This window comes from Paraburkholderia sp. GAS348, from assembly GCF_050434205.1.
In the GTDB taxonomy this organism is placed as follows: Bacteria; Pseudomonadota; Gammaproteobacteria; order Burkholderiales; family Burkholderiaceae; genus Paraburkholderia.
Map to the genome: position 1 here is coordinate 113,147 of NZ_JBNPVT010000015.1, position 21,747 is coordinate 134,893.

Annotated in this window: 20 protein-coding genes and 1 pseudogene; 9 read left to right on the forward strand and 12 right to left on the reverse strand. The window is 62.7% G+C overall.

What is annotated here, in order from left to right; all coding sequences use genetic code 11:
• Positions 1 to 107: 107 nt before the first annotated feature.
• Positions 108 to 1,778, reverse strand: coding sequence for a DNA repair protein RecN (recN, locus tag P3T22_RS23140; protein ID WP_063494825.1), 1,671 nt, complete (start codon positions 1,776 to 1,778; stop codon positions 108 to 110).
• A 103-nt stretch (positions 1,779 to 1,881) separates the two neighbouring features.
• The gene (locus tag P3T22_RS23145) at positions 1,882 to 2,784 is read right to left on the reverse strand and encodes an NAD kinase (protein ID WP_429326237.1); all 903 of its coding nucleotides are present in this window, start codon (positions 2,782 to 2,784) and stop codon (positions 1,882 to 1,884) included.
• Between the two features lie 213 nt (positions 2,785 to 2,997).
• On the opposite strand from P3T22_RS23145, the gene hrcA reads away from it, so the two are divergent.
• The 3 genes from hrcA (at position 2,998) to P3T22_RS23160 (ending at position 5,688) form a co-directional block, all read left to right on the forward strand.
• Positions 2,998 to 4,017 (forward strand): heat-inducible transcriptional repressor HrcA, encoded by a 1,020-nt coding sequence (hrcA, locus tag P3T22_RS23150; protein WP_429326238.1) that lies wholly within the window; start codon positions 2,998 to 3,000, stop codon positions 4,015 to 4,017.
• 184 nt (positions 4,018 to 4,201) lie between these two features.
• Positions 4,202 to 5,272: a ferrochelatase gene (hemH, locus tag P3T22_RS23155; protein WP_429326239.1), complete on the forward strand. Its 1,071-nt coding sequence runs from the start codon at positions 4,202 to 4,204 to the stop codon at positions 5,270 to 5,272.
• Positions 5,273 to 5,280: 8 nt separating this feature from the next.
• Positions 5,281 to 5,688, forward strand: coding sequence for an RNA-binding S4 domain-containing protein (locus P3T22_RS23160; RefSeq protein ID WP_063494829.1), 408 nt, complete (start codon positions 5,281 to 5,283; stop codon positions 5,686 to 5,688).
• Here P3T22_RS23160 and P3T22_RS23165 read toward each other — a convergent pair.
• Positions 5,660 to 5,821 carry a hypothetical protein gene (locus P3T22_RS23165; protein ID WP_012431795.1) on the reverse strand — a complete coding sequence of 54 codons (162 nt, stop codon included), beginning with the start codon at positions 5,819 to 5,821 and terminating at the stop codon, positions 5,660 to 5,662. The genes P3T22_RS23160 and P3T22_RS23165 overlap by 29 nt on opposite strands.
• 389 nt (positions 5,822 to 6,210) lie before the next feature.
• Here P3T22_RS23165 and grpE point away from each other — a divergent pair, with 389 nt between their 5' ends.
• The 5 genes and pseudogenes from grpE (at position 6,211) to pabB (ending at position 12,735) form a co-directional block, all read left to right on the forward strand.
• Positions 6,211 to 6,795 (forward strand): nucleotide exchange factor GrpE, encoded by a 585-nt coding sequence (gene grpE / locus P3T22_RS23170; protein WP_063494830.1) that lies wholly within the window; start codon positions 6,211 to 6,213, stop codon positions 6,793 to 6,795.
• 57 nt (positions 6,796 to 6,852) lie between these two features.
• A pseudogene (locus tag P3T22_RS23175) lies at positions 6,853 to 7,304 on the forward strand (thioredoxin family protein).
• 153 nt (positions 7,305 to 7,457) lie between these two features.
• Positions 7,458 to 9,410, forward strand: a complete 1,953-nt coding sequence (dnaK, locus tag P3T22_RS23180) for a molecular chaperone DnaK (protein ID WP_063494831.1) — start codon at positions 7,458 to 7,460, stop codon at positions 9,408 to 9,410.
• 268 nt (positions 9,411 to 9,678) lie between these two features.
• The gene (gene dnaJ, locus P3T22_RS23185; protein ID WP_063494832.1) at positions 9,679 to 10,821 is read left to right on the forward strand and encodes a molecular chaperone DnaJ; all 1,143 of its coding nucleotides are present in this window, start codon (positions 9,679 to 9,681) and stop codon (positions 10,819 to 10,821) included.
• 24 nt (positions 10,822 to 10,845) lie between these two features.
• Complete coding sequence (gene pabB / locus P3T22_RS23190; RefSeq protein WP_429326240.1) at positions 10,846 to 12,735, forward strand: aminodeoxychorismate synthase component I; 1,890 nt, start codon at positions 10,846 to 10,848, stop codon at positions 12,733 to 12,735.
• 86 nt (positions 12,736 to 12,821) lie between these two features.
• Here the strand turns inward: pabB and P3T22_RS23195 are convergent, their stop codons facing one another.
• The 8 genes from P3T22_RS23195 to P3T22_RS23230 form a co-directional block, all read right to left on the reverse strand.
• A complete protein-coding gene (locus tag P3T22_RS23195) occupies positions 12,822 to 12,956 on the reverse strand; it encodes a hypothetical protein (RefSeq protein ID WP_429326241.1) in 135 nt (44 codons plus the stop codon).
• Between the two features lie 172 nt (positions 12,957 to 13,128).
• Positions 13,129 to 13,944 carry a 3-methyl-2-oxobutanoate hydroxymethyltransferase gene (gene panB / locus P3T22_RS23200; protein ID WP_429326242.1) on the reverse strand — a complete coding sequence of 272 codons (816 nt, stop codon included), beginning with the start codon at positions 13,942 to 13,944 and terminating at the stop codon, positions 13,129 to 13,131.
• 37 nt (positions 13,945 to 13,981) lie between these two features.
• A complete protein-coding gene (locus P3T22_RS23205; protein ID WP_063494835.1) occupies positions 13,982 to 14,662 on the reverse strand; it encodes a deoxynucleoside kinase in 681 nt (226 codons plus the stop codon).
• Complete coding sequence (gene folK / locus P3T22_RS23210; RefSeq protein ID WP_063494836.1) at positions 14,659 to 15,207, reverse strand: 2-amino-4-hydroxy-6-hydroxymethyldihydropteridine diphosphokinase; 549 nt, start codon at positions 15,205 to 15,207, stop codon at positions 14,659 to 14,661. The genes P3T22_RS23205 and folK overlap by 4 nt, the downstream gene beginning before the upstream one ends.
• A gap of 48 nt (positions 15,208 to 15,255) precedes the next feature.
• Complete coding sequence (gene pcnB / locus P3T22_RS23215; RefSeq protein WP_429326243.1) at positions 15,256 to 16,836, reverse strand: polynucleotide adenylyltransferase PcnB; 1,581 nt, start codon at positions 16,834 to 16,836, stop codon at positions 15,256 to 15,258.
• Positions 16,833 to 17,519, reverse strand: coding sequence for an HAD family hydrolase (locus tag P3T22_RS23220; RefSeq protein ID WP_074285363.1), 687 nt, complete (start codon positions 17,517 to 17,519; stop codon positions 16,833 to 16,835). Before P3T22_RS23220 ends, pcnB begins: the two co-directional genes overlap by 4 nt.
• Positions 17,512 to 18,285 (reverse strand): DnaA regulatory inactivator Hda, encoded by a 774-nt coding sequence (gene hda / locus P3T22_RS23225; RefSeq protein WP_063494839.1) that lies wholly within the window; start codon positions 18,283 to 18,285, stop codon positions 17,512 to 17,514. The genes P3T22_RS23220 and hda overlap by 8 nt, the downstream gene beginning before the upstream one ends.
• Before the next feature lie 93 nt (positions 18,286 to 18,378).
• Positions 18,379 to 19,455: an AI-2E family transporter gene (locus P3T22_RS23230; RefSeq protein WP_429326244.1), complete on the reverse strand. Its 1,077-nt coding sequence runs from the start codon at positions 19,453 to 19,455 to the stop codon at positions 18,379 to 18,381.
• Between the two features lie 158 nt (positions 19,456 to 19,613).
• Here P3T22_RS23230 and purM point away from each other — a divergent pair, with 158 nt between their 5' ends.
• On the forward strand, positions 19,614 to 20,681 hold the full coding sequence (gene purM / locus P3T22_RS23235) for a phosphoribosylformylglycinamidine cyclo-ligase (protein ID WP_063494841.1): 1,068 nt from the start codon (positions 19,614 to 19,616) through the stop codon (positions 20,679 to 20,681).
• Between the two features lie 69 nt (positions 20,682 to 20,750).
• Here the strand turns inward: purM and miaA are convergent, their stop codons facing one another.
• Positions 20,751 to 21,707, reverse strand: a complete 957-nt coding sequence (gene miaA, locus P3T22_RS23240) for a tRNA (adenosine(37)-N6)-dimethylallyltransferase MiaA (protein WP_429326245.1) — start codon at positions 21,705 to 21,707, stop codon at positions 20,751 to 20,753.
• Positions 21,708 to 21,747 lie beyond the last annotated feature (40 nt).

Sequence of the window (21,747 nt, forward strand, 5' to 3'; positions counted from 1 at the left end):
GGCGCCAGGTGTCAGGTGTCAGAGGCGGGAGACGTTGCGCAAGTCGCGCTGGCCGCCGATCTTGCGTTGCATTCGCAGAGAGCCGAGATGATTCCCAGCCCGAGTTCCTAGGCCGCCAGCATTTCCTTCGCGTGCTTGCGGGTGGTGGCGGTGATCTCGAGCCCGCCGAGCATCCGCGCGACTTCTTCGACACGGCTCGCGCGGTCGAGCGAGGTCACGCTGCTGACCGTGCCGCCTTTGCCGTTGCCCGACTTCGCCACCTGGAAATGATGGTCGCCGCGCGCGGCGACCTGCGGCAAGTGCGTGACGCACAGCACCTGACGTGCTTGCCCCAGTTGATGCAGCAGCCGTCCAACCACTTCAGCGACGCCGCCGCCGATCCCCGTATCCACTTCGTCGAAGATCAGGGTCGGTGTCGGGCTCGCGGCGCTCGCAATGACAGCCAATGCAAGACTGATCCGCGCCAGTTCGCCACCTGAAGCAACCTTCGCGAGCGGCCGCAGCGGCACGCCGGCATGGCCGGCGACGCGGAATTCGATCTGCTCGAGCCCGTGTGCGCCGCCTTCCGGCAACTGCACCAGCGCCACTTCGAAGCTGCCGCCTTTCATTGACAGTTCCTGCATGCCGGTGGTCACTGCGGCGCCCAAGGCCTTGCCGGCCTTGGCGCGCGCCTTCGACAGTTTTTTCGCTTCGGTCAGGAAGGCTTCTTTGGCTTTGGCTTCCGCGGCGTGCAGGCTGTCGAGATCGGCTGCGGCGTCGAGGGCAGCAAGTTGCGCGCGACGCGCTTCGTGTTCTACCGGCAGTGTCTCCGGCTGCAAGCGGAACTTGCGTGCGGCCGAGTGCAGCGCGTCGAGACGCTTTTCGACCTGGGCGAGCCGGTCGGGATCCAGTTCGAGCTTCTGCGCGTAGTGGCTGAGCGAATAGGCCGCTTCCTGCAACTGGATCTCGGCCGGCTCCAGCGCCGCCAGCACGTCGTTCAGCGCCGGGTCGATCTCAGCCAGGTCGCGCACCTTCGAGACGATCGAGGCGAGATGCGTGATCATCGCCTCGTCTGATTCGGACAGCGCGCCGAGCACACCTTGAACGCCGTCGATCAGATTGGCTGAATGCGACAGGCGCCGGTGCTCGGTGTTGACCTCTTCCCATTCGCCCGCTTGCGGCGAAAGTTTGTCCAGTTCGGCGAGCTGCCAGGCGAGCCGCTCGCGCTCCAGCTGCAGTTCGCGGTCGCGCGTTTGGGCATGCTCGACGGCCTGAACCTTTTCGCGCCACGACCGCCATGCACGCGTGACGGTTGCTGCGGCTTCCGTGAGGCCGGCATGGGTGTCGAACAGCTCGCGTTGCGCCTCCGGGCGCATCAGCAACTGGTGCGCATGCTGCCCGTGAATGTCCACTAACATCTCGCCGACTTCGCGCAACTGCGCGAGCGTCGCCGCCGTGCCGTTGATGAATGCCCGCGAGCGGCCGTTCGCATCCACCACGCGACGCAGCATCACGGTGCCGCCATGATGGCCGTCGTCGGCGGGCGTGCCGAGCGCCTGCTCGTCGAGCCATTGCTCGACTTGCGCATGCGTCTCGAACTCCGCAGTGATGTCGGCGCGGCTCTCGCCGGTGCGCACCACGCTTGCATCGGCGCGGGCGCCGAGCGCGAGGGCCAGCGCGTCGATCAGGATCGACTTGCCGGCGCCGGTTTCGCCTGAAAAAACGGTAAAGCCGCTGTCGAATTCGAGATCGAGCGCGGCGACGATGACGAAGTCGCGTATCGAGAGGTGGCGAAGCATGGAGGTCGTCTGATGAGCTTGATATTCAGGGTTCGGCAGTGGCGGCGTTCGCGTTCGGGGGGAGCGGCCTTCCGGCGTTCCAGTGTTCCGGCGTTCCGGCCGCTCAGGGCTTGGTATCTTCTTCGTGCGACGGGTATTCGTTCCAGTGCAGCTTCTTGCGCAGCGTGGTGTAGTGACTGTAGCCGACCGGGTGCAGCATCGGCACCGTATGGCGCGAGCGGCGGACTTCGATCGTGTCGCTCAGTTCCAGCGAGGTGAACGACTGCATGTCGAAATTGACGTTCACTTCGCGGCCCGAGACGATCTGGATGCTCACCTTCGAGTCGTCCGGCAGCACGATGGGCCGGTTCGACAGCGCATGCGGCGCGATCGGCACCAGCACGATGCCTTGTAACTGCGGGTGCAGGATCGGCCCCTGCGAGGACAGCGCGTAGGCGGTCGAGCCCGTGGGCGTGGCGACGATCAGGCCGTCCGAGCGCTGGTTGTACATGAAGCGGCCGTCCACCGAGACATGCAGCTCCGCCATCCCCGAGAAGCCGCTACGGTTGACCACCACGTCGTTGAAGGCAAGCGCGTGATAGATCGGATTGCCACCGCGCATGATCCGCGCTTCAAGCAGCATGCGCTCTTCGCGCTCGAAGTTTCCGGAGAGCATTTGCGGCACGATCTCGCGCATGTCGGAGATCGGGATGTCGGTAATGAAACCGAGCCGCCCGTGGTTGATGCCGATCAACGGCGTGCGGTAGGGCGCAAGCTGGCGGCCGATGCCCAGCATCGTGCCGTCGCCGCCCAGCACCACGGCTACGTCGGCACGCGCGCCGATCTCGGCGGGACGCAGCGCCGGATACTCGGTGATGCCGATTTCGGCGGCGGTGTCGGCTTCGAACACGACCTCGAAGCCGCGCCTCGCGATGCACGAGGCGAGTTCGGTCAGTGGCTCGCCGATACCCGGCGTATTGTTGCGCCCGACGAGCGCGACGGTCTTGAACTGGCTGGTCACTTGCATGCCGGCATTACACCATAGGTAGGGCCTGAAAAAAACCGCAGACAGACCCGGTAGCAGGCCTGCGCAAGCGGGCTGCCAGCGCATTGGGCGATTATCGTTAGAATGGTGAAATCTTGATGACATGCGCCGCCCCGCCAATCGGTGGCGCGATAGTCAGGGGTTGCCGCCGTTAGCGCTCGCTGTAGACGCGTCATTAAGCTAAAATTTTCCGTCATGCTAGATCCCCGCGCACAAACCCTCCTCAAAACGCTGATCGAGCGCTACATCGCCGAAGGTCAGCCGGTCGGCTCGCGCACGTTGTCGCGCTATTCCGGCCTCGAACTGAGTCCGGCGACGATCCGCAACGTGATGTCCGATCTCGAGGACCTGGGGCTCGTGATCAGTCCGCATACTTCGGCGGGTCGCATTCCGACGCCGCGTGGCTACCGGCTGTTCGTCGATACCATGCTGACGGTGGAATCCGCCGCGGACGAAGAAGCGGTGATGCGCACCGTCAAAACTACGCTGCAGGCGGGTGAACCGCAGAAAATCGTCGCCGCGGCGGCCAGCGTGCTGTCCAACCTCTCGCAGTTCGCCGGTGTGGTGCTTACGCCGCGCCGCAGCCACGTGTTCAAGCAGATCGAATTCATGCGCCTGTCGGACAAGCGCATTCTGCTGATCATCGTGACGCCTGAGGGCGACGTGCAGAACCGCATCATGGCGACCCAGCGGGACTTTTCGCCGTCGCAACTGGTGGAGGCCTCCAATTACATCAATGCGCACTTCGCGGGCCTCTCGTTCGACGACGTGCGCCGCCGTCTGCGCGAAGAAATCGACGAATTGCGCGGCGATATGACCACGCTGATGCATGCCGCGGTCACGGCCAGCACGGATGAAACCGACACCGGTGAACACGTGCTGATTTCCGGCGAGCGCAACCTGCTCGAAGTCGCCGACCTGTCGTCGGACATGGCGCGCTTGCGCAAGCTGTTCGATGTGTTCGACCAAAAGACCAGTCTCCTTCAGTTGCTCGACGTGTCGAGTCACGCCGCGGGCGTGCAGATTTTCATCGGCGGCGAGTCGAATCTCGTGCCGATCGAGGAAATGAGCGTGGTGACCGCGCCTTACGAGGTGAACGGCAAGATTGTCGGCACGCTCGGCGTGATCGGGCCAACCCGCATGGCCTACAACCGCGTGATTCCGATTGTCGACATCACCGCGCGGCTGCTTTCCCTCACGCTTAGTCAGCAGTAACCGGCAGTAACTACCGGCCACTGCCGACTGTAGCACCTCATGCTGCAAATGATGCGCGACGGCGCGCGGCTTGCCAATTGGCCGAATGGCCAGGGGTCCATGGCGGACCTCGCAATGGACCGCGCCGCTATAATGAATTCCACCTGAACCGACGTGCCGCCTAAAGCGGTTATCTCTGTTGCCTATGCGCTTCGACCTCGAGCGGCCTTCACAGAACGCCACGTCACACCGTGTCGCCGTGCTGCTGATCAATCTCGGCACGCCCGACGCGCCGACGCCGCGTGCGGTCCGTCGCTATCTTGCGCAGTTCCTGTCCGATCCTCGGGTGGTCGAAATTCCGGCGCTGCTCTGGCAGGTGATCCTGCGGGTGTTGATTTTGCCGTCCCGCAGCCGTGCGTCAGCGAAGAAGTACGCGGCCGTGTGGATGCCGGAAGGCTCGCCGCTGCGTGTCTTCACGGAGAAGCAGGTAGAGGGTTTGCGCCATCTGCTGCAATTGAACGACTACACGGTGCTGGTCGACTACGCCATGCGCTACGGCACGCCCGGCATTCCGGCCATGCTGAACCAGCTGAAGCTGGCGGGCGCCGAGCGCGTGCTGCTGATGCCAATGTATCCGCAGTACTCGTCGTCAACCACGGCCACGGCCTTCGACGACGCCTTTTCGGCCCTCAAACGCATGCGCAATCAGCCGGAAGTCCGCACGGTGCGCCAGTACGCCGATCATCCGGCGTATATCGCCGCGCTCGCTGCTCAGGTGCATCACTATTGGCATCAGCATGGCCGGCCGGATTTCGCGGCGGGCGACAAGCTGGTGCTGAGTTTTCACGGCGTGCCCAAGCGCACGATGGATCTCGGCGATCCATACCACGAGCAATGCCAGCAGACCGGTGCATTGTTGACGCAGGCGCTCGGATTGACGCAGGTGGAATGCCGCATCACGTTTCAGTCTCGCTTCGGCAAGGCCGAATGGCTGCAGCCGTACACCGCCCCCACGCTGAAGGAATTGGGCTCAGCGGGCGTGCGGCGCGCCGACGTTTTCTGTCCGGGCTTCATCGCCGATTGCCTTGAAACGATTGAAGAAATCGGCATGGAGGTGCGCGGCGAGTTCCTGCAAGCGGGCGGCAAGGAGTTTCATCGGATTCCCTGTGTGAACGCCTCGCAGCCGTGGATCGCCGCGCTAGGTGAAATCGTCGCGCAGAATCTGCAGGGCTGGCCCGTGCAAGCGGTGCCGGTGCCGCACACGACCGGGGCTTAAGCAGGCTTATGAATTACAGGATTTCAACTGAACCGGGCGCGAAGCTGCGCATCGACAAATGGCTTTGGGCGGCGCGCTTCTTCAAGACCCGCTCGCTCGCGACAGATGCCGTCGACAAAGGGCATGTGCGGATCGGCGGCGCCAGCATCAAGCCGGCCAAGGATGTACGCGTCGGCGACCTGGTCGAGGTCGAGATCGAGCGGATTGTGTGGCAGGTGGAAGTGCTGGGCGTGTGCGACGTACGTGGCCCGGCCAGCGTCGCCCAGACGCTTTATGCGGAAACCGAAGAGAGCAAGGTGAAGCGGCAGGTCGAGCAGGAGCGGCGCAAGACGTACCGCGAACCGGCCGCGGCGTTGCACGGCAGGCCGACCAAGCGCGACCGGCGCACTATCGACAAACTTTCAGGTGGGGATTGAACAACTGTTCCATCGTCGCATGCACGCCGCCGTACTCGGTGGTGTGATCGTTGACGGCCCCGGACATGCAGATGGTCGTGGTGCCCGCGATCAGTACCAATGCGACCACCGATATTGCAAAGGTCAGTTTCACGGTACTCCCCTTGGGAAGATTCAGGACGGAAACAGGCGAATCAGGTGGAATTAAAAAATGCCGGTAAGGCTTACGTTAGATTAGGGTTAACGTGTCTTTTCCGACGCTTTATTGGAGCATAGGCCACTTGTCGGGCGCACTCAATCTCAATCTGATTGCGACGCAATAATGGTTGTAACCGGGCATTTCCGCCGCACGTCCACGGTGCGAAAAGTTCCGGGAGAGGCGCTTGAAATGGGTCTTTCCGGCCCCATCTGCCGTTTCGATGCGCGTTAGTGCGCCAAGTGGTGCACCAAGTTGTCTGTCGCAATTATGCAACGCACAAATTGCGCTGACTTTGACGCGTTGCCGCCACCGTTAGCTTTAACTTTTTAACGACTTTCAGCGACATGGAAAACACGCAAGAGAACCCGACGAGCCAGAATCCCACGCCCGCCGACGAAACCGCGCGCCAGGCCGCCGAGGCCGCAGCACCCCAGCAGGACGCGGCTGCAAACGCTGCTCCTGAAGCGCCAGCAACCGGCGCGCAAGCCGCATTGGCCGAAGCGGAAGCGAAGATCGTCGAGCTGCAGGAAAGCTTCCTGCGAGCGAAGGCTGAGACTGAGAACGTGCGCCGCCGCGCCCAGGAAGATGTCGCCAAGGCCCACAAGTTCGCGATCGAAAGCTTCGCGGAGCATTTGCTGCCGGTGGTCGACAGCCTCGAAGCCGCGGTTGCCCACTCGTCCGACGACCTGCAAAAGGTCCGTGAGGGCGTCGAACTTACGCTGCGCCAGCTCTCCGGCGCGCTGGAGAAGGGCCGCGTCGTCGCCCTGAACCCGGTTGGCGAGAAGTTCGACCCGCACCGTCACCAGGCTATTTCGATGGTGCCGGCCGATCAGGAACCGAACACCGTCGTTGCTGTGCTGCAAAAGGGTTTTGTGATCGCCGACCGCGTGCTGCGCCCGGCCCTCGTGACCGTCGCGGCGCCGAAGTAAGCATCAAAGGCCGCGTCGCAGGCCGATTATCAGCCGTTCCGCCTGACAGGCACTGTCATGGCCAGCATTCCTGTCGACGCTACTGCGTTCGCCGTCTTCTGCATGCGGGAGTTCGGCGCCGAGTCATTCGACGCCGGGCTGGCGCAGGCCGGTGATGGTTGGCCGTGGTGTTTTTCCGGGGGCTGGACTGCTTCAACTGCGAGATCGTCAAGAAGGCAACGTCGGCGCAGCCGGACGCGATTCGTGCGCTCGGTTTCAGATGGTTTCACAGCAACGTCAACGAGCATCGCGAACCCGGCCGGCGTTTCATGCCTCACGGCGTGCCCACCCGGTTCTTATTTTACCGAGGCAAGCGCCTCGGCCGGGCAACCGGCTGGCAGGGCCTTGGACAGTTCGAGGCGGCGGTCGCGGCCGCGGCCGCGCGGGAAAAGATCCGGGCGGTCAACGCGGTCAACGCGGTCGGCAGCGCGGCAAATGGTAAAAAAAGCGGCAAAAGTTCGGCTGATTGAAAAAAATTAAAGACCGCATCGTAAAAGAGGTCTTGAAAACGATGCGGACGCACTTATGTTGAGTGCAGGTAGGAATTGAGAGCGGATCGCCGTACCGCCAGATGGGCAAAAACGGCGATTCCCGCAGCGATCAAAGTCAGGAGATTAGTAAAAATGGGCAAAATCATCGGTATCGACCTCGGCACGACCAACTCGTGCGTGGCGATCATGGAAGGCAATTCGGTCAAAGTGATCGAGAACTCGGAAGGTGCGCGCACCACGCCGTCGATCATCGCTTACATGGAAGACGGCGAAATTCTCGTCGGCGCGCCGGCTAAGCGTCAGTCGGTCACGAACCCGAAGAACACGCTGTACGCTGTCAAGCGCCTGATCGGCCGCCGCTTCGAAGAAAAAGAAGTGCAGAAAGACATCGGTCTGATGCCGTACAAGATCATGAAGGCCGACAACGGCGACGCATGGGTTCAGGTGCGCGACGACAAGCTGGCCCCGCCGCAAATCTCGGCGGAAGTGCTGCGCAAGATGAAGAAGACCGCTGAAGACTACCTCGGCGAGCCGGTCACCGAAGCGGTGATTACGGTTCCCGCGTACTTCAACGACAGCCAGCGCCAGGCGACCAAAGACGCAGGCCGCATCGCCGGTCTGGAAGTGAAGCGGATCATCAACGAACCGACCGCAGCTGCTCTGGCATTCGGTCTGGACAAGGCCGAAAAGGGCGACCGCAAGATTGCGGTGTATGACCTGGGCGGCGGTACGTTCGACGTGTCGATCATCGAAATCGCTGACGTCGACGGTGAAATGCAGTTCGAAGTGCTGTCCACGAACGGCGATACGTTCCTTGGCGGTGAAGACTTCGACCAACGCATCATCGATTACATCATCGGCGAGTTCAAGAAGGAACAAGGCGTCGACCTGTCGAAAGACGTGCTCGCGCTGCAACGCCTGAAGGAATCGGCTGAAAAGGCGAAGATCGAGCTGTCGTCGAGCCAGCAAACCGAAATCAACTTGCCGTACATCACGGCCGACGCGTCGGGTCCGAAGCACTTGAACCTGAAAATCACGCGTGCGAAGCTGGAAGCGCTGGTTGAAGAACTGATCGAGCGCACCATCGAACCGTGCCGCACGGCGATCAAGGACGCGGGCGTGAAGGTCGGCGAAATCGACGACGTGATTCTGGTCGGCGGTATGACCCGTATGCCGAAGGTGCAGGAAAAGGTTAAGGAGTTCTTCGGCAAGGATCCGCGCCGTGACGTGAACCCGGACGAAGCCGTGGCCGTTGGCGCCGCGATTCAAGGCCAGGTTCTGTCGGGTGACCGCACGGACGTTCTGCTGCTCGACGTGACCCCGTTGTCGCTCGGCATCGAAACGCTCGGCGGCGTGATGACGAAGATGATCAACAAGAACACCACGATCCCGACCAAGCACGCACAGGTCTACTCGACGGCTGACGACAATCAGGGCGCCGTGACGATCAAGGTGTTCCAGGGCGAACGCGAAATGGCAGCGGGCAACAAGCTGCTGGGCGAGTTCAACCTCGAAGGCATTCCGCCGGCACCGCGCGGCACGCCGCAGATCGAAGTGAGCTTCGACATCGACGCGAACGGCATTCTGCACGTCGGCGCGAAAGACAAGGCGACCGGCAAGGAAAACCGCATCACGATCAAGGCGAACTCGGGTCTGTCCGAAGCCGAAATCGAGAAGATGGTGAAGGACGCCGAAGCGAACGCGGAAGAAGATCACAAGCTGCGTGAGTTGGCCGATGCCCGCAACCAGGGCGACGCGCTGGTCCACAGCACGAAGAAGGCGCTCACCGAATACGGCGACAAGCTGGAAGCGGGCGAGAAGGAAGCGATCGAAACCGCGCTGAAGGACCTCGAAGAAACGCTGAAGAGCGGTTCGAGCGACAAGGCTGCCATCGAAGCCAAGATCGAAGTGGTGGCCACGGCCTCGCAGAAGATGGGCGAGAAGATGTACGCCGACATGCAGGCTGCGCAAGGTGCGGAAGCAGCGGCTGCGGGCGCGGCAGACGCGGGTGCTTCGACTGGTGGCGCGAGCCAGCAGCAGGACGACGTGGTCGACGCCGAGTTCAAGGAAGTGAAGAAAGACTAAAGCCAGGTCGCAATTTGACCGTAAAGCCGCACACAGCGATGTGTGCGGCCTGGCTGCAAAACGGTTTGCTCCCGTCCGGGTGCATGAACCTGCAAAGCGGTTATCGCGCCTGGTGAGCCTTTTTGGGCTCTCCGGGCACATTTGTTTTATGGAGGGCGTTGTTTTGAGTCGCGTGAAAGCGGCGGGAAACAGCGGCCGGACGAGTCGCAAGACTCCAGCATTCAAGAGGAGCCACCGCGTCGCATTGCGCGAGTGGCGTTGAACCGATATGGCGAAACGGGATTACTACGAGGTTCTGGGCGTCGCAAAGAACGCGAGCGACGACGAAATCAAGAAGGCTTATCGCAAGCTTGCGATGAAGCACCACCCCGACCGCAATCCCGGCAACAAGGATGCGGAAGAGCATTTCAAAGAGGTGAAGGAAGCCTATGAAATGCTGTCGGACTCGCAAAAGCGTGCCGCGTACGATCAGTACGGCCACGCGGGCGTCGATCCGAACATGGGCGGAGCCGGTGCGCAAGGCTTCGGCGGTTTTGCCGATGCGTTCGGCGATATCTTCGGCGACATCTTCGGTCAGGCGGCCGGCGGTGCCGCCCGCGGCGGCGGCGGCCGTGCGGGCCCGCAGGTGTATCGCGGCGCCGATTTGCGCTACAGCATGGAAATCACGCTGGAACAGGCCGCGCACGGCTACGACACGCAAATTCGCGTGCCGAGCTGGGTGTCGTGCGAAATCTGTCACGGTTCGGGCGCCAAGCCCGGCACCAAGCCGGAAACCTGCCCGACCTGTAGCGGTTCGGGTTCGGTGCGGATGTCGCAAGGCTTTTTCAGCATCCAGCAGACCTGCCCGAAGTGCCACGGCTCGGGCACCCATATCCCTGACCCGTGCGGCCACTGCCACGGCGCGGGCAAGGTGAAGGAAACCAAGACGCTGGAAGTGAAGATCCCGGCAGGTATCGACGACGGCATGCGCATCCGCTCGGCCGGCAACGGTGAGCCGGGTATCAACGGCGGTCCGTCGGGCGATCTGTACGTCGAGATTCACATCAAGCAACACTCGGTGTTCGAACGCGACGGCGACGACCTGCACTGCCAGATGCCGATTCCGTTCACCACGGCGGCGCTCGGCGGCGAAATCGAAGTGCCGACCCTGGCGGGCCGCGCGAGCTTCACGGTGCCGGAAGGCACGCAGTCGGGCAAGACCTTCCGTCTGCGTGGCAAGGGTATCAAGGGGCTGCGTTCGAGCATTGCCGGCGATCTGTACGTGCACGTGCAAGTCGAAACGCCGGTCAAGCTCACCGAGCCGCAGCGCGAATTGCTTCAGCAATTCGAAAAGGCGCTCGTGGAAGGCGGCGCGCGACATAGCCCGCAGAGCAAGAGCTGGTTCGATCGGGTGAAGAGCTTCTTCGATTAATAGCGGTTTGATTTGGCGGTAAGCATGACGGCAGATGAGCGCGACGCAGTTTTCGCGTTGCTCGACGATTGCGGCGCGACGGCGGCGCGCCGTTCGAGTCGTCTGTACACGGGTTTTGTGCATGAACGGAGTTGCGCGGACGCCGCGCAACTCGAAGCCGTGTGTAAGACCGTGGCCGCGGACACCCGGCGTGGTTTGCATGCCGTCGTGCTCGCCGACTACGAGTTTGGCCGGCACCTTCTCGACGGCAGCCAAACTCACCGGGCAGTGAAAGAAACGCAGCGTGGCGATGCCACGCTGCGTTTTTTATTGTTTGAACATTGCGAGAAACTGTCGCGTGACGACGTAGATGCGTGGCTCGCGGAACGCGACGGCGGCGCGGCCGAGGCGTCTGTGGCGGGCACGGCGAACGTGCGCGCGAGCGTCGATCCACAGCAATTCAACGAAGCGATCGACGCGATCCATGCCGCCCTGCGCGCAGGCGATTCTTACCAGGTCAACTACACGTATCGGCTTGGTTTCGACGTATTCGGCTCGCCGACCGCGCTTTATCGGCGGCTGCGGGCTCGTCAGCCGGTGCCGTACGGCGCGCTGATCGCGTTGCCGGGCGACAAGTGGGTGCTATCGTGCTCGCCGGAATTGTTCATCGAGAAGGAAGGCGCCATGTTGCGCGCCCGGCCAATGAAAGGCACGGCGCCGCGATCAGCCGACCCCGTAGCCGATCGTCGTGCCGCCGAGTTCCTTGCAAACGACCCGAAGAATCGCGCCGAGAACGTGATGATTGTCGATCTGTTGCGCAACGATCTGTCACGCGTGGCGCAGACGGGCTCGGTCAATGTGCCGGCGCTGTTTTCGGTCGAGCCGTATGCGTCGGTCTGGCAGATGACGTCGACGGTGCATTCGACGTTGCACGCCGGCACGTCTTTCGCCGAGATCATGCGCGCGCTGTTTCCATGCGGCTCGATCACCGGTGCGCCGAAGCATCGCACGATGCAATTGATCGACGAGCTCGAAAGCACGCCGCGCGGTCTTTACACTGGCGCGATCGGCTGGCTCGATGCACCTTCAACGGCCATAAGCGACACCGCCTGCGGCGACTTCTGCCTGTCCGTCGCGATTCGCACATTGATCTTAACCCCGACCGGGCAGCCGGGTGAACTGCAAGGCAAGATGGGCGTTGGCGCCGGTATCGTGCTCGACAGCGTCGCCGCCGACGAATATGCGGAGTGCCAATTGAAGGCCAGCTTTCTGACCGGCGCGGAGCCGGGTTTCGAGCTCTTCGAGACGATGTATGCGGCGCGGGAAGAGGGCGTGCGCCATCTGTTGCGCCATCTTGCGCGACTCTCGGCGAGTGCTGCGACGCTAGGCTTCAAATTCGACGATGAAAACGATATTCGCGCGCAAATCGCGGAGAAATGTGCGGCGTTGCCAGCGCAAACGCCGCACCGTATCCGCCTCGCGTTGAGCAAAAACGGCGCGGTGCAAATAACGGCGATGGTGCTGACGCCGCTGGCCGGCTCGACCGTCGGCGTGCTGCTCGGGCCGGACCACGCGTTCCCCGCGACGGATGCCAATGATCCGCTGCTGCAGCACAAAACCACACGTCGCGCGGACTATGATCGCGCTTGGCGCGAAGCGGAAGCAAAGGGTGCTTTCGACACGCTGTTCTTTAACGAGCGCGGCGAATTGACCGAAGGCGGCCGGTCGAATGTGTTTGTGAAGCTGGGGGGCCGGTGGTGGACGCCGCCATTAACGTCGGGCCTACTGCCCGGGATCATGCGGGGCGTGCTGCTGGAGGATATCAACCTTCACGCGGCTGAACGCGTGCTGACTCGAGTCGATGTGCAGAATGCCGAAGCGCTTCTCGTGTGCAACGCGCTGCGAGGCGCGGTTCAGGCGCACGTCCTGGGCTAAGAAGGATAAGGGGCTAGGCAGTTGAAGGGCTTAAAAGCCAAGGCATCCGCGCTGCCGGCTTTGAGCGCCGCGAGCCACCCGCCGGCTTAACTGTGGCGAACGTGCAGCACGCGGGTCATCCATCCTGACAGGCTTGCGAGCCATGTGGATTCCCGCACGTCATGCGGTGCGGAGGCGTGGTTGCGGATTCCCGCTACGTCGATCAGGCAAAAGGGGCTCATGGTCATCTCTCTTCGGCAAGCGGCAGAGCCGCGTCAGCAAGGTAGACGAAGATAGATGCCCCGCTTTTCGGGCGATATCAGACGGGTCCCAAATAGGACGCAAAAGAGGGCAAAACAGGACAAACACGCCTGACCGCGCCCGCACGGCGCGATCCGATATCAGACTGCGTGTTCAGAACGTGTGCTCAGGCCCCGGGAACGAGCCATCCTTCACGGCACGCACATACGCCTCTACGGCAGCCTGGATGTTCGGCTGCCCCTGCATGAAATCTTTCACAAAGCGCGGCCGCTTGCCGGGGAAAATTCCCAGCATGTCGTGTAGTACCAGCACCTGACCCGAACAGTCCAGGCCCGCGCCAATGCCGATCGTCGGAATCCGCAATTGCTTCGTGACTTCACTACCGAGCAGCGTCGGGATCGCTTCTAGCACGATTAGCTGGGCACCCGCGTTCTGCACGGCGAGCGAGTCGCGCAGTACCTGGCTTGCGGCGGCGTCGGTCTTGCCCTGCACCTTGAAGCCGCCGAACGCATGTACCGATTGCGGCGTGAGGCCGACGTGCGCGCACACCGGAATCGACCGTTCGACCAGAAAGCGCACCGTGTCCGCGAGCCACTCACCACCCTCGAGCTTCACCATCTGCGCGCCGGCGCGCATGAGTTCCACCGAACTCCTGAAGGCGTCCTCCGGCGTGCCGTATGTTCCGAACGGCAGGTCGGCTACCACCAGCGCCGAGGGCCGCGCCCGCGCAACGCTCGCCGTGTGATACGCGATGTCGGCGAGCGACACCGGCAGCGTGGTCGTCTGGCCTTGCAGCACATTGCCGAGCGAGTCGCCGATCAACAGAACGTCGACGCCCGCGCGATCCAGCAGCGCGGCGAAGCTCGCGTCGTAACAGGTGAGCATGGCGATCCTTTCGCCTGCATCGCGCATCGCCTGCAGTTTCGGCACGGTGATAGCGTTCCGGCTCGCTTCCTGCAAATAGGTCATGGGGAAATCCGTTGGAAAAAAGAGAGGCGCGCGCCGCTTAAAGCGACGTGCCTTTGACAAAGAATTCCTTGCGGCCACGCATGGTTTCGATGCGTTCGGCGAGTAGCGCAAGGTCCGCGTCCGAGTCGAGCGGATTCAGATGTTCAGCGTTGACCGTCAGCACGGGCGTCTGGTCGTAGTGATAAAAAAACTCGTTGTAGGCGTCGCAGAGCGCGTGCAGATAGGCATCGGAAATCTGCAGTTCCATTGGCACGGCCCGTTTCTGGATGCGCGCGAACAGCACTTCAGGACTGGCTTGCAGATAGACCACGAAATCCGGTGCCGGCGCGCTCACGTCGAGTCGCGCGGCGAGGGCGCGATAAAGCTGCCACTCGTCTTCCTGCAGGGTCAGACGCGCGAAGATGTCGTTCTTCTGCGTCATGAAATCGGCGATAAGCGGTGTGCCCGCCCCATGCGCGGCCACCACGTTCTGGGCCTGCTGCGCGCGCTGCAAGGCGAAGTGCAATTGCGCGGGCAGCGCATAACGCGCGGTGTCGCGATAAAAACGTTCGAGAAAGGGATTGTCTTGTGGCCGCTCGAACAGCTCCTGCATCGACCAGCGCTGTGCGAGCCGCCGCGCGAGCGAGGTCTTGCCGACGCCGATCGGCCCTTCGATCGCGAGATAGCCGAAGGGCGGCCGTAGTTGCGGCGCGGTGACGGTGAGCGGCGGCGAATTCATTCGCAACGGCCCTTGTCCAAATCAGACTCGTCCGCAGTCAATGCATTAAGCATTGAACACTGGCAGGCCCCCTTTACCCTTTCGATGCGTTGATTGCTCACGCCGTCAAGCAGCGCCTCGGCGCGGCCGTGCCGCGGGATGATCAGCGCTGCGTCGATCTCGACGAGCGGCACGAGTACAAAGGCGCGTTCGATCAAACGTGGATGCGGCACGATCAGATCGGTTTCGTCGATCGATTGATCGCCGAACAGCAGTATGTCCAGATCGAGGGTGCGCGGGGCGTTGCGAAACGGCCGCTCGCGGCCGAACTGATGCTCGATCTTGTGGCACAGCGCGAGCAGATGACGCACGGGGAGCGTCGTATCGACCTTCACGACGCAGTTGAAATAATCGTCGCCGCCCGCGTCGATCGGGGCGGTGCGATACAGGCTCGACTTGGCGAGCACGGTGATGGTGTGCTGTTGGGCCAGGCACACCACCGCGTCTTTCAGGGTCTGGCGCGCGTCCCCGAGATTCGCGCCGAGGCCGAGATAAGCAACCGTCATGGCATAACTTCCTGCGACTATCGTTCGACGGCAACCGCCGACGCTGTGTCAGTCATCGTGCGAGCCGTCGTGGCCCGCGTCGTTGGCTGTGCGTTCTGGCGAACCGCCCTCCATTCCCTCGCCCGCTTTGCGGGTTCTGGCGCCACTGCTGCGCCGCCGTCGTTTTCTGGGGCTCCGGTCCTTCCCGCCTTGCGTGAGCAAAGTCTCACGCGCAGCGACGTCTCCTTCAATGAACTCCGTCCACCACGCACCGACCGACTCATCGAGTTCGCCCGATTCGCAGCGCAACAGGAGGAAATCATACCCCGCTCTAAATCTTTGGTGTTCCAGCAGCTTCAGCGCGCTTCTGCCCGAGCGTTTCTCGAGGCGCAGCTGCAGGCCCCAGATCTCGCGCATATCCGACGAAAAGCGCTTGTGGATCGCGAGCTTCTCGGTTTGCATGTCGAGGACTTCGTCCATCGCGCGATGCAGCGCCGGCACCGGATATTCGCCGTTCGCTTCAAATTGTTGCCAGCGCGTCTGGACGTCGTGCCACAGCAGCGTGGCGAACAGGAAGCCCGGCGAAACCGGCTTGCCGGCGCGTACGCGGGCGTCCGTGTTGGTCAGCGCAAGCGTGATGAATTTCTCGCCGATTGGCTGCTCCAGCACCACGTCGAGCAACGGCAGCAGACCGTGATGCAGGCCTTCCTGGCGCAGACGTTTCAAACAGGCGAGCGCGTGGCCCGACAGCATCAGCTTGAGCATCTCGTCGAACAGACGCGCGGCGGGCACGTTGTTGATCAGATCGGCCATTTTGGCGATCGGTGCACGGGTCTGGTCTTCGATCTCGAACTCGAGCTTGGCGGCAAAACGCACCACGCGCAGCATGCGCACCGGATCCTCGCGATAGCGCGTGGCCGGGTCGCCGATCATGCGCAACAGACGCGCGCGCATGTCGGCCATGCCGTTGTGGTAGTCCAGCACGGTTTGCGTGGCCGGATCGTAGTACATCGCGTTGATCGTGAAGTCGCGGCGCGTGGCGTCTTCGTGCTGCTCGCCCCAGACGTTGTCGCGCAGCACGCGGCCGCTGGCGTCCACCGCATGGGTGCGGCGGTCGAGCTCGTCGCGCTTCAGGCGGCGCGGCGGCGCTGCGTCGGCCGCGGGTGGATCGACCAGCGCGCGGAACGTCGAGGTTTCGATGATTTCCTGGCCGAACTGCACGTGCACGATCTGAAACCGGCGGCCGATGATGCGGGCGCGGCGGAACAGCTTCTGCACCTGTTCGGGCGTGGCGTCGGTCGCGACGTCGAAGTCTTTCGGCTTGATGCCGAGCAGCAGATCGCGCACCGCACCGCCGACAATAAACGCGCGATGCCCCGCTTCCTGCAGGCCCTCGGTGACGCGAATCGCGTTCCTCGAGATCAGCGACTGATCGATGCCATGCACGTCGTGCGGAATGATGACCGGCACGTCGGGGTCCCGCACGGCTTTGGCGGCTGGGCGTGCCGGTTTGCGACGCGCTTTGCTGGCGCCGGACGCGTTGCGTGCCGGTGCCTCGCCGGCTTCGTCTGTTTCGGCTTCGGCGGGCGGGGTGTCGTCAGCGGGCGCCGAGTCCTGGCCGAATAGCTTGCGGATAAGTTTTTTGATCACGAGGGTTGAAAGAGTTCGAGGATGCGCCAGCCTTTGGCCTGCGCATGGGCGCGCAATGTGTCGTCGGGATTGGTCGCGATCGGATCGGTGACCTTGTCGAGCAGCGGGATGTCGTTGTGCGAGTCGCTATAGAAATAGCTGTGCTCGAAGTCGCTCCAGGTTTTGCCGAGCGAAGCCAGCCACGCCTCGGTACGGACGATCTTGCCTTCCTTGTAGCTCGGCGTGCCGGTGGGGCGGCCGGTGTACGGCGAATGCGGCTGGCCGTCGACGGTTTCCGCTTCGCAGGCGATCAGTGCATCGACGCCGAACGCCTGAGCGATCGGGCGGGTGATGAATTCGTTGGTCGCGGTGACCACGCAGCAGAGATCGCCGGCTTCACGGTGCTCCCTGACCAGCTCCAGCGCGACCGGGAAGATCGCCGGCTTGATCACTTCATGCATGTACTGCGCGTGAAGGTCGGCAAGCTGAGCGCGCGTGTATTTCGCGAGCGGCGTGAGCATGGCGATCAGATAAGCGTGGATGTCGAGCTTGCCGGCTTTGTAGTCGGCGAAAAAGCGGTCGTTTTCACGGGCGAAGTTTTCAGCGTCGACCATGCCTTGTTTCACCATGAAGCGGCCCCATTCATGGTCGCTGTCGGTGGGAATGAGGGTGTGGTCGAGGTCGAAGAGTGCGAGGTTAGCCATGGGGGCCTATTTTACTTGAAGCGGCGGGAGACGCAGCGGGTGACGCAGATGAGGCGGGCGCTGTGCGCCGGTCATCGGCTTCGGGCGAGGCCAGCATGGTGCGTAGAAGCGGTAGCGTGACCGCGCGTTTCTGTTCGAGCGAGAAGCGGTCGAGCGCGTCGAGCAACGCCATCAGGCTCGGCATGTCGCGGCGAAAATGCGTAAGCAGGTAGGCGGGCACGTCGTCGGCAAGCATGATGCCGCGCTCGCGCGCCGCGTGTTTGAGAACCGCGGCCTTGCCTTCGTCCGGCAGCGGCGCGAGGTGAAACACGAGGCCCCAGCCGAGGCGCGTGCGCAGATCTTCGCGCACCGTCATGCCGATCGGCGGCGCATTGCCCGCGGCGACAAGCGCGCTGGTGGGGTGCGCGCGCACTTCGTTGAACAGATTGAACACGGCAATCTGCTGCGCCGCGGACAGGCCGTCGCAATCGTCGATCGCATACAGCGCGACGCGCGGGTCGAACGTGAAGGCGGCGAGGCTGCTCTGCGGACCGGCAAAGCGCGCATGGCCCGGCGGCGCTTCGTGGACGAGCGCCTGCAGCAGATGCGTGCGGCCGCTGCCGGCTTCGCCCCAGATGTAGAAGGTGCGATCGGCCACTGGCCCGGCCGCGAGCGCGTTGTCGAGCTCGCGCAGCCGCGTGACCAGCTCGGCGTTGGCGCCGGCGAAGAAATTGTCGAATGTCGATGGCGGCGGTGTGCCGAGATCGAGCGTCAGTTGACGAAGCACAGTAGGTTAATGCCGAAAATGGGGCTTAGGCCGCAAATGGCCCGAACCGCGGGCCCTAAAACATCAATAAACAGTCAATGAGCAGTCAGTGACTCAGTTGTTGTAAAGCGTGCTCGCCAGATAGCTTTGCCGCAACTCGCGCATCGCCACCGACAGAATGGCGCTGACCGGCAGCGCCAGCAACACGCCGAAAAAGCCGAACAACTGGCCGAACGCGAGCAACGCGAAGATGACCGCGAGTGGGTGCAGGCCGATCCGTTCGCCAACCAGGCGCGGCGTGAGATAAAAGCTCTCCACGATCTGGCCGACACCGTAAATCAATGCGACCGCGCCGAAGCCGTACCAGTCGCCGAACTGCAGCAGTGCCGCGAGCAGCGCCAGTGCGAGCCCGGTTGCAAAACCGATGTACGGGATGAACACAGCGAGGCCCGTGAAAATACCGACCGGCAGCGCGATTTCGAAGCGCGCGACGGTCAGCGCAATCGCGTAGTAGATCGCGAGCACCGCCATCACGAGCAACTGGCCGCGCAGGTATTGCGACAGCATCTGGTCCATGTCGCGCGCGAGTTGCAGCGTCTTCTCGAGCCAGCGCCGCGGCACCACGATCTGCATGCGAGCGAGCATGCGATTCCAGTCGTACAACAGATAAAACAGCACGAGCGGCACCATCACGAGGTTGCCGACCACCGTCATCATCACATTGCCGCTGGTGCGGATCGAGGTCCATGCATAAAGCGCGACCTGCTGCGCGCTGCCTTCGAGCTGCCCCATCACCAGATCGCGGATACTGGCGAAATCGAGCGAGTCGGCGAGGCCCAGCATCGCCAGCTTGGGTTGCAGCCAGGCGCTCACGTGCGCGAACAGCACGGGTACCTGTTGCTTCAACTGCGGAACTTCTTTCTGGATGACGGCCAGCACCAGCAGCACGAGCATCGTCATCAGCAACGAAAACAGCAGCATCATCAGCAAGGCGGCGAGTACGCGCGGCACACGCCGGCGCACCATCCACGCGACGCCCGGTTGCAGAATGTACGCGAGAATGGCGCCGAGCAGGAACGGCGTGAGGACCGGACTCAGGAGCCAGAGCAGAATGCCGACAACCAACGCAATCGCCAGCCAGATGAAGGCGCGGCGCTGTACAGGCGTCAGGATCGAGGAGTTCTCTTGCAAAATTGTTCCCAGGTGTCGTCGCGACCGGAAGATTCAGGATGATTCAAATTCCAGCCAGCCGGCCGGCAACTCTGTATGGGACCAGAGTAAGCGCTGAAGCGCCAACTCTGGTCGGCATCGGGTAAAATCGCATTTTACCGACCTTCGAGCTCTTCCCCATGAATCAACCGAAATCCGCCCAGCATTCAACCGATTCGGCCCAAGGTTTGTCGTATCGTGACGCCGGCGTGGACATCGACGCGGGCGACGCCCTTGTCGACGCGATCAAGCCCTTTGCCAAAAAGACGATGCGCGACGGCGTGCTGGGCGGCATCGGCGGGTTTGGTGCGCTGTTCGAAGTGCCGAAGAAGTACAAGGAACCGGTGCTGGTTTCGGGCACGGACGGTGTCGGCACCAAGCTGCGCCTCGCCTTTCAACTGAACAAACACGACACCGTCGGCCAGGATCTGGTGGCGATGAGCGTCAACGACATTCTGGTTCAGGGCGCCGAGCCGCTGTTCTTTCTCGATTATTTCGCTTGCGGCAAGCTGGACGTCGGTACCGCGGCGACGGTCGTGAAGGGTATCGCGCATGGCTGCGAACTGTCCGGCTGCGCGCTGATCGGCGGCGAGACGGCTGAAATGCCTGGTATGTATCCGGACGGCGAATACGATCTGGCCGGTTTTGCAGTCGGTGCGGTGGAAAAGAGCAAGATTATCGACGGCAGCACGATCGCCCCAGGTGACGTGGTGCTGGGTTTGGCTTCCAGCGGCATCCATTCGAACGGTTTTTCGCTGGTGCGCAAGATCATCGAGCGTGCGCAGCCCGATCTGAACGCGGATTTTGACGGCCGTTCGTTGGCCGACGCGCTGATGGCGCCTACGCATATTTATGTGAAGCCTTTGCTGGCCTTGATGCAGCAGATCGCTGTCAAGGGTATGGCGCACATCACGGGCGGCGGGCTGGTCGAGAATATTCCGCGCGTTCTGCGTGAAGGTCTGACGGCTGAGCTGGATCATCGCGGCTGGCCGATGCCGCCGCTGTTCTCGTGGCTGCAGAAGCACGGCGGCGTGGCGGATGCGGAAATGCACCGCGTGTTCAACTGTGGCATCGGGATGGCGGTGGTTGTTTCTGCTGCTGATGCCGACGCTGCGATCGCGTCTTTGTCGGCGGCTGGCGAGCAGGTCTGGAAGATCGGCGTGATTCGCGAGAGCGCGGCCGGTGAAGCTCAGACGGTGGTCCTCTAACCAGCTTGACCTAGGGCTGGTTTGCCTGCGCGCGGCGCACGGAAAGAAAGCGCCGCGCGGGTAAAAACCTCAAATCAATTCTTCAATCAAGCTGACGACCTGCGCAGTCGCACTGGGATCGCAGCAATCAACAACAACCCGCTCCGTCATGCTGCGCAGCCATGTGAGCTGCCGCTTGCACAATTGCCGGGTCGCAAAGACTCCCTTGTCCCGCATGGTCGAGTAATCGACCGCCCCGTCGAGATATTCCCAGACTTGCCGGTATCCCACGCAGCGCATGGACGGCATCTCGGGCAGCAAATCGCCGCGTTCGCGCAATTTCACGACTTCGTCGATAAAGCCGTTGGCCAGCATGGCGTCGAAGCGCTTTTCGATGCGCGCATGCAGCACGCTACGCTCGGATGGCTCCAGCGCGATAGGCACGAAGCGCCACGCCAAAGCGGCGTCATCCGTTCGAGCGGGCGCGGCCAGTAAAGTGGACATCGCTTGCCCCGTCAGCATGAAAACTTCGAGCGCCCGCTGAATTCGCTGCGAATCGTTCGGCGCGAGGCGCGCAGCCGTCACGGGATCGACAGCGACAAGCCGCGCATGCAGCGCCGGCCAGCCGTCACGTGCGGCGTCGGCATCGAGCGTGGCACGCAGGTCGGCATCGGCGGCGGGCAGGTCGTTTAGCCCCTGCGTGAGCGCCTTGTAGTACAGCATGGTCCCGCCGACCAATAACGGCAGCCGCCCGCGCGCGCTGATCTCGCCGATCAGGCGCAACGCGTCGCTGCGAAATTCCGCCGCCGAATACGCGTTGGCCGGATCGACGATATCGATCAGATGGTGCGGCGCCACCGCGCGTTCTTCCTCCGTCGGCTTGGCGGTGCCAATATCCATCTCGCGATAGACCAGCGCCGAATCGACACTGATGATTTCCACCGGCCGCCGTGCGGCCAGCGCCAGCGCGGCAGCGGTTTTGCCCGATGCGGTCGGGCCGAGCAGGCAAGGGATCGGCGCGGGAATGCTTGAAGTGCTTGAGGTCATAGGCAAGACGCCGCGCGCCGAAAAAGCTTATTCAGGCGCA